Source organism: Woeseia oceani (assembly GCF_001677435.1).
Lineage (GTDB): Bacteria > Pseudomonadota > Gammaproteobacteria > Steroidobacterales > Woeseiaceae > Woeseia > Woeseia oceani.
Genome location: NZ_CP016268.1, coordinates 1,715,547 through 1,729,594 on the forward strand (window position 1 = coordinate 1,715,547; position 14,048 = coordinate 1,729,594).

The window sequence follows — 14,048 nt, forward strand, 5'->3', positions numbered from 1 at the left end:
TATGTTGAAGCAGCGAATCTTCACAGCGGTACTTGCAGTGTTGTTGCTGTTCGTCGTGCTGTTCGTGTTGCCGGCGACGATCGCCCGCTCGGTTATCGCGGCCGTTATTTTGGTCGGTGCGTGGGAATGGGCACCGTTTGTAGGTCTTTCGCGACCCGCTCAGCGCTTGCTGTTTGTATCCATAGTCGCGGGTTCGCTGGCGGTATTGCAGTTTCAATTGTTGTACGGGCTGGTGACAGTCAATGCGGTCTTCGTGATCGCCGTTGTCTGGTGGTTCGCAGCCTTTGTCTGGATCCTTCTGTACCCGACGCCCGTGCCGAAAGTGTTGGCCTGGATTGCGGGCTTTGCAGTTTTGCTGCCCGCCTGGCTGGCACTGGATCTGGTTTATCGCCATTCGTCAGCGTTATTGCTGTTCATGCTTGTCATCGTCTGGGCGGCCGACGTCGGTGCGTATTTCGCCGGCAAGCGGTTCGGCAACGTCAAGCTGGCGCCGCACATCAGTCCGGGCAAGACCTGGGAGGGCGTGGTCGGCGGCTTGCTGCTGGTTACGTTGCTGGGCGCCTTTGGTGCCTCTTATTTCGACCGCCCTCTGGCGATGATGCTGCCGTTCTGTATGGCGATCGGATTGGTTTCGGTGGTCGGTGACCTCACGGTCAGCCTGTTCAAGCGCTCTGCGGGCATTAAAGACAGCGGACGGATTTTCCCCGGGCACGGTGGGCTCCTCGACCGTATCGACAGTGTTGCTGCCGCAGCGCCGTTATTTGCGCTGGGTACGCATTGGGCAGGTTTGTAATGAAGGTTGTTCAGTTGGTATTCATGTTGCCAGCGGCAGGCTGGGCGGGAACTGCGGATGCGATTCTCAGTCATATGCAGGCAATAACCGGCCGATTGGCAAAACAGCGGTCGGTCCCGAATGCAAGACCTGGAGGGCTTCGCCCATGATCGAGGCTCTGACGAGTCTGGCAGCTTTCATTGTTGCTATCAGCGTGCTGGTGGCTGTGCACGAGTTCGGTCACTACATTGTTGGCCGCTGGTGTGGAATGAAGGTGCTGCGCTACTCCATCGGCTTTGGTAAACCATTGCTGACCAAGGTGGCTGGCAAGGACAACACTGAGTATTGCCTGTCGGCGATACCTCTAGGCGGTTACGTCAAGTTCCTGGACGAGAGGGAAGGCCCGGTTGACCCCAGTGATCAGGGGCGGGCATTCACCCATAAGCCGGTGCCAGCCCGGATAGCGGTGTTGCTGGCAGGGCCCGCGTTCAATTTCCTGTTTGCCATATTGGCGTACTGGGCTCTCTTCATTAACGGTGTACCGACAGTGCGCCCGGCGGTCGGTGAAGTGACGCCGGCCTCCTACGCGAGCGAGGCCGGGCTGCGTTACGGCGATCGCATACTCGCAGTCGATGGCCGCGAGGCAGCGGATTGGGAGGCGGTTCTGGTTACCGTACTCGATCGTCTGGTCAGCGATGGGCAGGTTGAACTGGAACTGGAAGGTGACGACGGATGGCAACGTTCGGCTACACTGATCGTTGGCGAGAACCGCAGTCATCTCACCGAGCCCGGTACGCTGTTCGAGGGCCTCGGATTCCTGCCCTGGCAGCCGCCGGCAATTATCGGTTCGGTTAGCGATGATGGCGCTGCACGTGCGGCGGGATTACTGCCCGGTGACCGGATTACCGGCATCGACAATCAATCCGTTGCCACCTTCGCGGATTTACAGACGGTAGTTGCGGCCCGACCCGGTGCAACCGTGCCCGTCGTTTATCTGCGTGGCGGAGAACAACGATCAGTTGAAGTTACTCTTGGCAGTGTCGACGAAAACGGCGTAGCACGTGGTCTGCTGGGTGTTGGCATTGATAGCGGCGCAGGTGATCACTGGTACATACGCAAATACGATGCATTGACCGCCGTATCAGAGGCTACTGCCCAGACCTGGGCGTCAACGGCTTTCACGGTAAGAATGCTGGGCCGCATGTTTACCGGTGATGTATCGGTCAAGAACATCAGCGGCCCCATCAATATTGCACAATACGCGGGCGATTCCGCTCAAGCCGGTTTAAACTCGTTTCTGCGCTTCCTGGCTCTGGTCAGTATCAGTCTAGGTGTGCTTAATTTGTTGCCGGTACCCGTACTGGACGGCGGCCAGATTGTATTCCAGACAATAGAAGGCCTGAAAGGCAGTCCATTGTCAGAGCGCTCCCAGTTGCTGAGTCAACAGGCAGGCATTTTTGCCCTGCTGTTGTTGATGACCTTTGCTTTTTACAATGACATTGCCCGACTTATAGGATGAAGTTTGTCCTGCCAAGACAAGCCCGGAACCCGTTTATGAATTCAATTGCACGATCACATGCTCGCCGCCACACAGCGACCACCTTCATTGGTTTCCTGATGCTAATGCTTGGGTCGTGGTCCATGTCGGTGCAGGCGGCAGAGTTCAAAGTAGGTGATATGCGGGTGGAGGGCCTGCAACGCATTGCTGAGGGCACGGTCTTCAACTACTTGCCGATCAACGTCGGTGACACAGTTGATGATCTGCGAATACAGGAAGCGATTCGCACGTTGTACGAGCAAGAGTTGTTTGACGATATCGAAATGCGCCGCGACGGTACAACGCTGGTTATCGCCGTTCGCGAGCGTCCGTCGATCGAAGATTTCACGATTGAAGGAAACAAGGACATCAAGACGGAAGACTTGATGGACTCCCTGCGCGGCGTAGGTCTGGCACGAGGCCGTACCTTCGACCGATCAGTTCTCGACAATGTGCAGTTGTTCTTGCGTGAACAGTATTACGATCGTGGCAAATATGCCGTGGTCGTCGACTCGGAAGTGGAAGACCGGCCGAACAACACCGTCCGCATCAAAGTGACGGTGAAAGAGGGGGATCGCGCGCGAATCCGGCAAGTGAATATCGTCGGCAATGAGAATTTCACCGAGGAAGAAGTCCGGGCAGGCTTTACGCTCGACACCGCCAACTGGTTATCCTGGCTGCGTCAGGATGATCGCTATGCCAAAGAATCGCTCGAAGGCGATCTTGAGATACTGCGCTCTTTTTACATGGACCGTGGATTCGCCGATTTTCGGGTTGAGTCGACCCAGGTCGCCATCTCTCCCAACCGCAAGGATATCTACGTTACGTTGAATATCCACGAAGGCGAACGGTACACGATCTCCAACGTCAAACTGGTTGGTGACATGGTGGTTCCGGAAGAGCAATTGCGGGCATTTGTGCTGGCGCAACCGGGCTCGATTTTCAATCTGCGATTGCTGACGCAATCCAGCGAGCTGATGTCCTTCCGATTGGGTGAGGAAGGTTATGCGAACGCCGAAATCGAACCTGTACCGGAACTCGACAACGAGAACAAAGAAGTGTCCGTTACCTTCTTTATTAATCCGTTCAGCCGGGTCTACGTTCGGCGCATCAACTTCAACGGTATCGACGAAGTTGATGATGAAGTGTTGCGACGGGAAATGCGCCAGGCGGAAGGCGCGTATTTGTCAAACCGGCTGATCGATCGGTCCAAGGTTCGCCTGCAACGTTTGCCGTATATCGAGAACGTTGAAGTCGACAATTCTCCGGTGCCGGGCAGCCCCGACCTGGTTGATGTGAATTTCGACCTCGAATACCGCATGCCGGGTCAGTTCAGCGGCGGTGTTGGCTATTCGGAGTCGCAAAAGCTGATTCTCAACGGCAGCGTTGTGCACACTAATTTCCTCGGCTCCGGTGACCGGGTGGCGCTGCAGCTCAATTCGGGTCGTTACTCAAAGTTGTACAGCCTGTCGCATACGGACCCGTACCGAGGGCGCAATGGTTACCGACGCACGGTTGGTGTCAATTACCGCGATATCACGCAATTTACCTCCGGTTCGTCGGACTTCTCGACCACCAGTTCGGGTTTGACGCTGGACTATGGTTATCCCATAACCGAATTCCAGTCGCTTAGCTTCGGCTTCAATTATCAGCACGCGGAATTGTTGTCGTCATCGTCAAGTACCCAGCAGGCACAGGACTGGGTATTGAACAACGGTGATACCTTTTACGGCGATACCGGCACCGGCATTAACTTCTTCGGCACCAGCTTCGATACTCTGGAGCTGATAGCGGGCTGGACTTTTGATAGCAGGAACCGCAGTCTGTTCGCTAATCGCGGTAGCCGCCATCAATTGGTTCTGGGTATGGCGGTCCCGGGCAGTGAGGTCGAGTATTTCACGGCACGTTACAATTTTACCAAGTACATACCGCTGTTCGGGCGCTGGACTATGCGCTTTAACTCGGAGCTCGGCTACGGCGAAGCCCTGAATTCAACAACGGCACTGCCGCCGTTCAAGCAGTTCTATGGCGGTGGTCCGGAGTCGATTCGAGGCTATAAAGAGTCGTGGATGGGGCCGCGCGACAGTTTTGGCAACCCTTACGGCGGTAACGTGTTGGTTGCGAATCAACTTGAGCTTATAATTCCCCTCCCGGAAAAGTGGAGTGGCAAGACCAGGGCCAGCTTCTTCTACGATATCGGCAATGTATTCAATACTGGCGAGGTCGCTTTCACGGATCGTTTGGGGTCGCCTGTTAGTTACGAACCTGATTTTGATGAATTAAAGACCTCGGTCGGCGTAGCCGTGGAATGGTTGGCACCACTGGGCTTTTTCCGCTTCAGCTACGCGTTGCCACTGAATGAAACGGCTGGCAATGACCGATTTTTCGGAGACGAAATCGAGCGGTTTCAGTTCTCCATTGGCCAGGCATTTTAGGCCTGCTGATTTTTTTGAATGTCTTACGGAATGGATTGATATATGAGTTTTTTAAAGCAACATTTCACCAAAGCGCTGGCTGTTTGTGCGCTGCTGTGTGTCGTCGTCGTCCCGGCACAGTCACAGGAACAGAAAATTGGCTTCGTCAATGTGCCGCTGCTAATGGATCGTGCACCTCAGACGAAAGCGGCAATGGATGCTTTGGAAGAAGAGTTTGCACCGCGCCAGCGTGAGATTCTCGCCAAGCAGAAGGAATACCAGGACCTCACCGAGAAAGTGCAGCGTGACGTAGCTGTAATGGGCGAGTCTGAGCGTCGCAACGCGGAGAAAGACCTGCGTGATTTGCAGCGTGAAGTAGTTCGGCTGCAAAACGAATACCGTGAAGACGTTAACCTGCGCCGCAACGAGGAACTGGGAAATTTGCAGCGCTCGTTGTTGAAAGAAGTACAGGACTACGCACAAGCGTCCGGGTTTGATCTGGTCGTGGGTGACGGCGTACTTTTTGCCAGCAATGCAGTCAATATCACCGAGATGGTTTTGCGTGCGGTTGAAGCGAACTATCAAGCTGCCAATTAGGGACGGACAATACGTAAACCGGGCCAGCGTGGCTGGCGCGGTTTACGGCGGGAGATAGTGTTGGCAGTCAGCCTCGGAGAACTGGCGGCACAATTCGGTTGCGAGTTGAAAGGTGATCCTGCTGCGACTGTCGATCGGGTAGCGACATTGTCGGATGCTACGGCGGGAAGTATCAGTTTTCTCGCCAACCAGGTTTATCGCAGCGTGCTTGCGACTACGCGTGCTACGGCAGTCATTGTGCGCCGTGATGACGCTACTGAATTCGCCGGCAACGCGCTGCTCACCGACGACCCGTATCTGTGCTACGCCCGTATTGCGGCAGTCCTGCACCCGCTGCCAGCCTACCCGGAAGCAGTGCATGCCAGCGCAATTGTGGATGACTCTGCTGTCATCGGTGCAGGTACTCACATTGGGCCAAATACCTGTATAGCGGCGAACTGTGTACTTGGCGAACGTGTCTACGTCGGCGCCGGTTGCGTCGTTGAGGCTGGCGTACATCTCGGTGACGACACGCGTCTGCTGCCTAACTCCACGATTATGCACGGCGTACAAATTGGCGCGCGCTGTATTGTGCACCCGGGTGCGGTTATCGGGGCAGACGGTTTCGGTAATGCGATGAGCCGGGACGGTTGGGTCAAAGTGCCGCAGGTTGGCAGCGTTGTTATCGGCGACGATGTGGAGATTGGCGCAAACACGACCATCGACAGGGGCTCCATCGAAAATACCGTTATTGCCGATGGCGTGCGCCTGGATAATCAGATTCAGATCGGGCACAACGTTCGGATCGGCGAACACACGGCGCTCGCGGCCATGGTCGGCATTGCTGGCAGTTCGGTTATAGGCAAGCGCTGCATGCTGGCAGGTATGGCCGGCCTCGTGGGTCACATTACGTTGTGCGACGATGTCGTTATCGGGGGTGCTACGATGGTCACCAAGGACATAACGTCCCCCGGCGTTTACGTCGCCAGCTTCCCGGCTGAACCTGACGGCGACTGGAAACGTCAGGTGGCAAGATTCCGCCGCCTCGGTGAGCTGACGAAACGCGTCAGGCAACTCGAAAAAGGGAAATCCGACAATGAGTAATGACGCAGCGGTTCTGGAAGCGGCAGGTATCATGAAATACTTGCCGCACCGTTACCCGTTCCTGTTAATCGATCGCATTGTGGCCTGTACTCCGGGCGAATCGATTACTGCAATCAAGAACGTAAGCATCAACGAGCCGTTCTTCCAGGGGCATTTTCCTGGCAACCCGGTTATGCCCGGGGTATTGATAATCGAAGCGATGGCGCAGGCGGGCGGTGTGTTGTCGCACTTGTCGGATGCCGGCCTGAGCCCGCGACCACTGTATTTTCTGGCCAGTGTCGATGACGCTCGCTTTCGCCGCCCGGTTGTACCTGGCGATCAACTGGAGTTCGTTGTCCGTACGGACAAGGTACGACGTGGCATGTGGCGCTACGATTGCACGGCGACAGTTGACGGGCAGATTGCCGTCAGCGCCAAAATACTGTGCGCGCCCGGCAAATGATTCATCCGACTGCCATCATCTCCGCAAATGCGCTCATCGCTGACGATGTGCAGGTCGGTCCTTACTCGATCATCGGTGACCAGGTCGAAATTGGCGCGGGTTGCCGGATAGGCAGTCACGTCGTTGTCAATGGCCCAACCCGGATCGGCAGCAATAACCGTATTTATCAATTTGCTTCCATTGGCGATGATCCGCAGGACAAAAAATACGCCGGCGAGGAGACTCGCCTGGAAATTGGCAACGGCAACACGATTCGCGAGTTTTGCACGATTAGTCGCGGCACAGTGCAAGACGAGGGTGTGACCAGTATTGGCGACGATAACTGGATCATGGCTTATGTGCACATTGCGCACGATTGCCGGGTAGGCAGCCATACAATATTTGCCAACAATGCAACGCTGGCCGGACATGTGCACGTTGGCGACTGGGTGATCATGGGTGGCTTTTCTGGCATCCATCAGTTTTGCCGAGTGGGCGCCCACGCCTTCCTGGGCATGTACAGCGGAGCCAACCGCGATGTACCGGCGTACACCATGATTTCCGGCCAACCAGCGCTACCGCGTGGCATCAACAGCGAAGGATTGCGTCGACGTGGGTTTTCCTCCGCGCAAATCAGCAACATCAAAAAGGCTTACCGGCTGCTCTACCGTCAGGGTTTGAAGCTTGTTGATGCGATTGCCGAAATTGAGAAGCTTGCAGAAGGGCAGCCAGAAATCGTCGTCTTGCTCGATTCGCTGCAGAAGTCGGATCGCGGCATCGTCCGCTAGGGCCAAGAGTTTGCGCATTGGACTCGTAGCCGGCGAAGCATCAGGCGATCTTCTAGGCGCCGGGCTGATTGAGGCTTTGCGTCAACACGTGCCGGACATTCAGTGTGAGGGGGTTGCCGGCACCGCAATGCAGATGGCGGGTTGCAACGCGTTCGGGGAATCGGACGCGCTCGCGGTAATGGGCTTGATCGAACCGATCCGTCACATCCCCCGATTGTTGCGACTGCGTCGAAATTTGGTTCGCCACTGGACCGCCAATCCCCCGGATGTTTTCGTAGGCATTGATGCGCCGGATTTCAACCTGGGACTCGAGAAGCAACTCAAGGATCTTGGCGTGCCCACGGTGCACTACGTCAGCCCGTCGGTTTGGGCCTGGCGACAACGCAGGGTGCACAAGATAGGTCGGGCAACGAATAATGTGCTTTGCGTCTTACCGTTCGAACCCGATTTCTATGCGCAGCATGGAATTGCGGCGACCTTTGTGGGGCATCCACTGGCCGATCGTTTGCCGCGTGAAACCGATGCTAAAGCTGTGCGACAGGAACTGGGCATACGGGCAACGCGAGTCGTCACCATCATGCCGGGAAGCCGCATGTCGGAAGTTACCCGGCTCGGACCTGTGTTCTTGCAGGCCTGTCAGCGCTTGCTGGCACGTTATGACGATATTGCGTTCGTTACGCCAATGGCCAGTGAGGCAACCCGCGCCATGTTCACTGAGCAGTTGACTGCCATGGGCCTGAATGCGCATTTCACTCTGCTGGACCAGGGGTCAGAATCGGCGATCATTGCCGGTGATGTGGTGTTGCTGGCATCTGGCACGGCGGCGCTGGAGTCAGCGCTGCTTTGTCGCCCGACAATAGCTGCTTATCGACTTGCTCCATTGAGCTATTTTCTGGCGAAAGTCCTGCGGCTCGTGAAGGTGAAGTATTTTACGCTGCCAAATCACTTGACGGATGAGCCGTTGGTGCCCGAATTCCTGCAGGGTGGCGCGACACCGCAGGCACTGGGCGATGCGGTGTCGTCGTTGCTCGATAATGATGCTGAACGCGTGCGCATTCAGCAGGTATTTGCCGGTTTGCGTGACCAGTTGGCCTGCGGTGCGAGTGAACAGGCTGCGGAAGCAGTATTGACGCTTGCCAAACAAAGCGCCGCAACTGCATGAGCAAGCGCGCGTTGCTCGTCGCGGGAATAGACGAAGCCGGCCGTGGCCCGCTAGCAGGTCCTGTTGTTGCCGCGGCGGTAATACTGCCGCCCGATTATGATATCGACGGACTAACGGATTCGAAAAAGCTGACAGCGCGGCGGCGGGAAGAACTGGCGCCGGCCATCAAGCAGTGCGCTGTGGCTTGGGCGATTGCGCGTGCCGATGCCGCCGAGATCGACCGTCTGAACATATTTCAGGCGACCTTTCTTGCGATGCGCAGAGCCGTATTCGGTCTGCGCATCATGCCGGATACGGTCGAAGTGGATGGCAAGCACTTGCCGAACCTGAATTTCAATGGGAAGCAGATTCAGGGGCTGGCCATCATTGGCGGCGATGCGACGGTAGCAGCGATCAGTGCAGCGTCGGTCCTCGCGAAGGTCGAGCGCGACCGGATGATGTGCCAGCTTGACAGCGCGTTCCCGCAGTACGGTTTCTCACGACACAAGGGCTACGGCACGCGTGAGCACCGAGCCAGTCTCGTGGAGTTTGGTCCATGCCCGCAACATCGGCGCAGTTTCCGGCCATTGTCGGAGATGTTGTAAGCATTCCGGCATTCGATTCACAATCGCCTGCCTAAGGCTGATAAAATCACCGACCGCCCAACACAGGACTGTCCACGGCCGCGGTGCGGCACGAATACCGGATGAGCAAGCCTTTCGTACATTTGCACTTGCACACTGAGTACTCGATTGTTGACGGTACTGTGCGCATCCCTGCGCTGATGCAACGCTGTGAAGATACCGGCATGCCGGCGGTGGCGTTGACGGATCAGAACAATATTTTTGCGCTGGTCAAGTTTTATCGCAAAGCGCTGGCACACGGTATCAAACCCATCATTGGTGCTGATCTGCGGATTCGCCGCGACGAGGAAGGTGGGCTGTACGACGGCCTCGTACTGCTGTGCCAAAACCAGCAGGGATATCAAAACCTGACAACACTGGTCAGTCGCTGTTACCTGGAAGGGCAGTACCGCGGCGTGCCGATGGCTCACCGCGACTGGCTTGATGCCGACAATTGCAAAGGCCTGATCGCTTTGTCCGGGGGAATGCACGGAGACGTAGGTCGTGCGCTGACCAACGGGCATGAAGATGAAGCCGAGGCCATGCTCGAGCGTTGGCAGGGTGTATTCGGCGATCGTTATTATCTGGAGTTGACCCGTACCGGACGGAGTGGCGAAGCGAGCTGTATGCAGCGCAGCCTGCAGCTTGCCAGCAGGCGCGGTGTCGCCGTTGTTGCGTCCAATGACGTGCGCTTCCTGGATGCCAGTGATTTTAATGCGCACGAGGCCAGGGTCTGCATTCACGATGGCCGCACACTGGACGATGCCAGTCGTACCCGCAAATACAGTGCCGAACAGTATTTGCGCAACGGCGATGAGATGGCGGCGTTGTTCGCTGACGTTCCGGAGGCTATCAGCAATTCGCTGGAAATCGCGCGCCGTTGCAACCTGAACCTGACCCTGGGGCAATCCGTGCTGCCGGCCTTTCCGGTACCGGAAGGGCAGACTACGGAGGAGTTCCTGCGCGCCGAATCGGAGCGCGGCCTGGAGCAAATGCTCAGGCGCAAAGCGCTGGCGGACAAAATCCCGCAGGAACGCCTCGAAGCGATAGCGACGCCATACCGGCAACGACTGGTTTCAGAGCTGGACGTTATTTGCGAGATGGGTTTTCCGGGCTACTTCCTCATCGTTGCTGATTTTATTCGGTGGGCCAAGGAACAGGAAATTCCGGTCGGTCCCGGACGTGGTTCCGGTGCGGGCTCTCTCGTTGCGTATGTACTCGGCATTACCGACATTGACCCGCTGCAGTACGACTTGCTGTTCGAGCGTTTCCTGAATCCGGAGCGCGTGTCCATGCCTGACTTTGACGTTGACTTCTGTATGGAAGGGCGTGACCGGGTCATCGATTACGTGGCGGAACGGTACGGCCGGGAACGGGTTTCTCAGATCATTACCTATGGCACGATGGCTGCCAAAGCCGTCGTACGCGATACAGGACGAGTGCTGGGACATCCCTACGGATTCGTTGATCGTATCGCAAAGCAGATTCCGTTCGAGATCGGCATGACGCTGGACAAAGCGTTGGAGCAGGAAGCCGAACTGGCGGCAATGTACAAAGACGACGACGAAGTTCGCGGCCTGATCGATCTGGCGCGTTCACTCGAGGGTCTGGCCAGAAACGCGGGCAAACATGCCGGCGGTGTTGTCATTGCGCCGGGCAAGTTAACGGATTTCACGCCGCTCTATTGTGAAGAGGGCGGCATCAATGTCGTCACGCAACTCGACAAGGACGACGTAGAGGCAGCAGGGCTGGTCAAGTTCGACTTTCTTGGCCTGAAGACGCTCACCATCATCGATTGGGCAGTGCGCATCGTCAATGCTGACCGTGCCGACAACCCGCTGGACATCGCGAGCTTGCCGATGGACGACGCACTGACGTTCGAGCAGCTGCGTGCCTGCAATACGACCGCGGTCTTCCAGCTTGAATCGCGCGGCATGCGCGACCTGATCAAGCGCTTGAAGCCCGACCAGTTCGAGGATTTGATCGCCCTGGTCGCACTGTTCCGCCCGGGTCCCCTGCAGTCGGGCATGGTTGATGATTTCATCACCCGCAAGCATGACCTGAACAAAGCCGACATCGATTACCTGCACCCGGATCTGACCACCGTGCTGGGGCCGACGTACGGCGTGATCCTGTATCAGGAACAGGTCATGCAGATTGCCCAGGTGCTCGCCGGTTACACGCTGGGTGGCGCGGACCTGCTGCGCCGCGCGATGGGCAAGAAAAAGCCCGAGGAAATGGCGAAGCAGCGCGAGATCTTTGTTGACGGCGCTACCGAGCGCGGTGTTGAGAAAGCCACGGCAACGCGTATTTTCGACTTGATGGAAAAGTTTGCCGGCTACGGGTTCAACAAGTCACATTCGGCCGCGTATGCCTTGCTGTCCTACCAGACTGGCTATCTGAAGGCGCATCACCCCGAAGCTTTCATGGCGGCCGTGATGACCGCCGATATCGACAATACCGATCGCCTGGTCATGCTGAAAGACGACTGTCGGCAGTTGGGCATCAGGCTGTTGCCGCCGGACATCAACCGGTCGGCCTACGAGTTTGGTGTGGCCGGCGAACGGCAGATTCTGTACGGCCTCGGCGCCATCAAAGGCGTTGGTCGTAGCGCGGTTGAATCGATGATCCGGGAGCGCGAAGAACGTGGCCCGTACTCAAGCCTCGTCGAGTTCGTGCGCCGGATTGACCTTGATCGGGTCAATCGCCGGGCGCTTGAAGCGATGATCAAGTCCGGTGCGCTGGACGGGTTTGCCAATTCCCGCCGCGGTCTTATCGAGCAATTGCCGGAAGCGATCAAGAGCGCGGGGCAGGCGGCACGTGCTGCCGCTGCCGGGCAGAACGACATGTTCGGTCTCGCCGAAGTTGCGACTCCGGAACCGGTTCCGGAAATGACGAGTACGTTGCGCGAATGGGCCGACGTCGAACGACTGAAGAACGAAAAAGAAGCGCTTGGCCTCTACCTGACGGGACATCCATTTGACGCGGTGCGCGGAGATGCCGGTTACTTTGTCGATGGACGGCTGGGTGACATCGGCTCGGAGCCTGCACCGCAAAGCAACGGGGAGCGGAATTTCGCGCAGGCCCGTCGTGAAGTGACCGTCGCCGGATTGATCATGGATATCCGCAAACGCGGTAATCGGGTAACCGTCGTGCTGGATGACGACACCGGCCGGCTGGAACTGTCCTTGTTCGGCGAGGCCTTTCAGGAGTTTCGCGATCTGCTCGCCAAAGACGAGATTGTTGTGGTTTCCGGTGGCTTGCGTTACGACGATTTCAGCGCAAGCTGGCAGGTCAATGCCAAGAATATATTGCCGATTGACCGGGTCATCGAACAACGAGCGCGCAGCATGATTTTGCGACTGCAGCCGAACGGGCAAGGGCAGAATATGCTCGCGCAGTTGCACGATGTGCTGTTGCCCTATCGCAAAGGGCATTGTGATGTCGCGGTGCAATATACCGGCACGGGTGCGCGGGCGCGGCTATCGCTGGGTGCGGACTGGAATGTGCGCCCGAGCAGGGAGTTACGCGATAAACTGACCGAATTGTTAGGGCGGGATAGCGTACGACTGCTCTACGCACCCAGCAGGGAAATGATGTAGAGTTCTTGGTTTCCGGCGCTGGCCGGGGTCCCTGTTGGATCTTTGACAGTTCCTGGGACAATGAAACAGTCACGTTTGTACAAGGCCGGTATGGATTTGAAATTCCTGGAATTTGAACAGCCGATTGCAGAGCTGGAAGCAAAAATCGACGAACTGCGTTTCGTTGGTGATGACTCCGAAATCAACATTTCGGAGGAAGTCGCGCGTCTTAAAAACAAGAGTGAGTCGCTGACCAAAAACATCTTCTCAAAACTCAGTGCCTGGCAGATCGCGCAACTGGCGCGACATCCGATGCGACCGTACACGGCGGATTATCTGCGCATGCTGGCGCCGGATTTTCAGGAGTTACACGGCGACAGAATGTACGCCGATGATCCGGCTATCATCGGTGGTATCGGCCGTATCGATGGCCGCGCGGTGATGTTCATCGGGCATCAGAAAGGTCGGGATACCAAAGAGCGGGTGCGCCGCAATTACGGCATGCCGAAGCCTGAAGGCTATCGCAAGGCACAACGGCTCATGCGCATGGCTGAGCGATTTTCATTACCTATTGTCACTTTGATCGATACGCCGGGCGCATACCCGGGTATTGGCGCGGAAGAACGCGGCCAGAGTGAGGCAATTGCTTACAGCCTGTACCTGATGGCCGCACTGCGGACGCCTATCGTCAGTATCGTCATTGGCGAAGGCGGTTCAGGCGGAGCGCTGGCCATCGGCGTCGGCGATCGATTGCTGATGTTGCAGTACGGCGTTTATTCGGTCATCTCCCCAGAAGGCTGCGCAACGATACTGTGGAAGAGCGCAGAAAAAGCCGAAGATGCGGCGGAAGCCATGCGTATTACCGCCGCCGACCTGAACAGTTTCGGGCTCGTGGACGAAGTCTTGCAGGAACCACTGGGTGCTGCGCACCGCGATCCAGAGGCGATGGCGGAAGTCATGCGTAACGCACTGAACAAGCACCTTGCGGACCTGGACAAGCTGGACCTGAACAAGCTGGTCGAGGAGCGTCGCAAGCGCATCGCGGGCTTTGGACAATTCAAAGAAACCTGAGTCGGCCTGCCGGCCGGCGG

At 57.0% G+C, this 14,048-nt stretch carries 11 protein-coding genes; all 11 read left to right on the plus strand.

The genetic code is table 11. The annotated features are described in order from the left end of the window. Position 1 precedes the first annotated feature (1 nt). The 11 genes from BA177_RS07580 (at position 2) to BA177_RS07630 (ending at position 14,028) form a co-directional block, all read left to right on the plus strand. Complete coding sequence (locus BA177_RS07580) at positions 2-793, plus strand: phosphatidate cytidylyltransferase (protein WP_068614983.1); 792 nt, start codon at positions 2-4, stop codon at positions 791-793. Positions 794-938: 145 nt separating this feature from the next. Next, complete coding sequence (gene rseP / locus BA177_RS07585; protein WP_068614985.1) at positions 939-2,291, plus strand: RIP metalloprotease RseP; 1,353 nt, start codon at positions 939-941, stop codon at positions 2,289-2,291. A 35-nt stretch (positions 2,292-2,326) separates the two neighbouring features. After that, positions 2,327-4,744, plus strand: a complete 2,418-nt coding sequence (gene bamA / locus BA177_RS07590) for an outer membrane protein assembly factor BamA (RefSeq protein WP_197493381.1) — start codon at positions 2,327-2,329, stop codon at positions 4,742-4,744. A 42-nt stretch (positions 4,745-4,786) separates the two neighbouring features. Beyond that, a complete protein-coding gene (locus BA177_RS07595) occupies positions 4,787-5,320 on the plus strand; it encodes an OmpH family outer membrane protein (protein ID WP_068614988.1) in 534 nt (177 codons plus the stop codon). 57 nt (positions 5,321-5,377) lie between these two features. After that, entirely contained in the window at positions 5,378-6,403 is a 1,026-nt protein-coding gene (gene lpxD / locus BA177_RS07600) for a UDP-3-O-(3-hydroxymyristoyl)glucosamine N-acyltransferase (RefSeq protein WP_408068428.1), read from the plus strand. Next, positions 6,396-6,845 carry a 3-hydroxyacyl-ACP dehydratase FabZ gene (gene fabZ / locus BA177_RS07605; RefSeq protein ID WP_068614991.1) on the plus strand — a complete coding sequence of 150 codons (450 nt, stop codon included), beginning with the start codon at positions 6,396-6,398 and terminating at the stop codon, positions 6,843-6,845. The genes lpxD and fabZ overlap by 8 nt, the downstream gene beginning before the upstream one ends. After that, entirely contained in the window at positions 6,842-7,612 is a 771-nt protein-coding gene (gene lpxA / locus BA177_RS07610; RefSeq protein ID WP_068614994.1) for an acyl-ACP--UDP-N-acetylglucosamine O-acyltransferase, read from the plus strand. Before fabZ ends, lpxA begins: the two co-directional genes overlap by 4 nt. A gap of 10 nt (positions 7,613-7,622) precedes the next feature. Next, positions 7,623-8,774, plus strand: a complete 1,152-nt coding sequence (lpxB, locus tag BA177_RS07615; protein ID WP_197493382.1) for a lipid-A-disaccharide synthase — start codon at positions 7,623-7,625, stop codon at positions 8,772-8,774. Next, positions 8,771-9,358 carry a ribonuclease HII gene (gene rnhB / locus BA177_RS07620; protein ID WP_068614997.1) on the plus strand — a complete coding sequence of 196 codons (588 nt, stop codon included), beginning with the start codon at positions 8,771-8,773 and terminating at the stop codon, positions 9,356-9,358. The genes lpxB and rnhB overlap by 4 nt, the downstream gene beginning before the upstream one ends. Positions 9,359-9,459: 101 nt before the next feature. Next, positions 9,460-12,978 (plus strand): DNA polymerase III subunit alpha, encoded by a 3,519-nt coding sequence (dnaE, locus tag BA177_RS07625; RefSeq protein WP_068615000.1) that lies wholly within the window; start codon positions 9,460-9,462, stop codon positions 12,976-12,978. Positions 12,979-13,068: 90 nt separating this feature from the next. Continuing rightward, positions 13,069-14,028 (plus strand): acetyl-CoA carboxylase carboxyltransferase subunit alpha, encoded by a 960-nt coding sequence (locus BA177_RS07630; RefSeq protein WP_068619074.1) that lies wholly within the window; start codon positions 13,069-13,071, stop codon positions 14,026-14,028. Positions 14,029-14,048 lie beyond the last annotated feature (20 nt).

Coding starts and splice junctions, on each gene's coding strand:
- BA177_RS07580 (WP_068614983.1), top strand. CDS start 2: ATGTTGAAGCAGCGAATCTTCACAGCGGTACTTGCAGTGTTGTTGCTG.
- rseP (WP_068614985.1), top strand. CDS start 939: ATGATCGAGGCTCTGACGAGTCTGGCAGCTTTCATTGTTGCTATCAGC.
- bamA (WP_197493381.1), top strand. CDS start 2,327: ATGAATTCAATTGCACGATCACATGCTCGCCGCCACACAGCGACCACC.
- BA177_RS07595 (WP_068614988.1), top strand. CDS start 4,787: ATGAGTTTTTTAAAGCAACATTTCACCAAAGCGCTGGCTGTTTGTGCG.
- fabZ (WP_068614991.1), top strand. CDS start 6,396: ATGAGTAATGACGCAGCGGTTCTGGAAGCGGCAGGTATCATGAAATAC.
- lpxA (WP_068614994.1), top strand. CDS start 6,842: ATGATTCATCCGACTGCCATCATCTCCGCAAATGCGCTCATCGCTGAC.
- rnhB (WP_068614997.1), top strand. CDS start 8,771: ATGAGCAAGCGCGCGTTGCTCGTCGCGGGAATAGACGAAGCCGGCCGT.
- dnaE (WP_068615000.1), top strand. CDS start 9,460: ATGAGCAAGCCTTTCGTACATTTGCACTTGCACACTGAGTACTCGATT.
- BA177_RS07630 (WP_068619074.1), top strand. CDS start 13,069: ATGGATTTGAAATTCCTGGAATTTGAACAGCCGATTGCAGAGCTGGAA.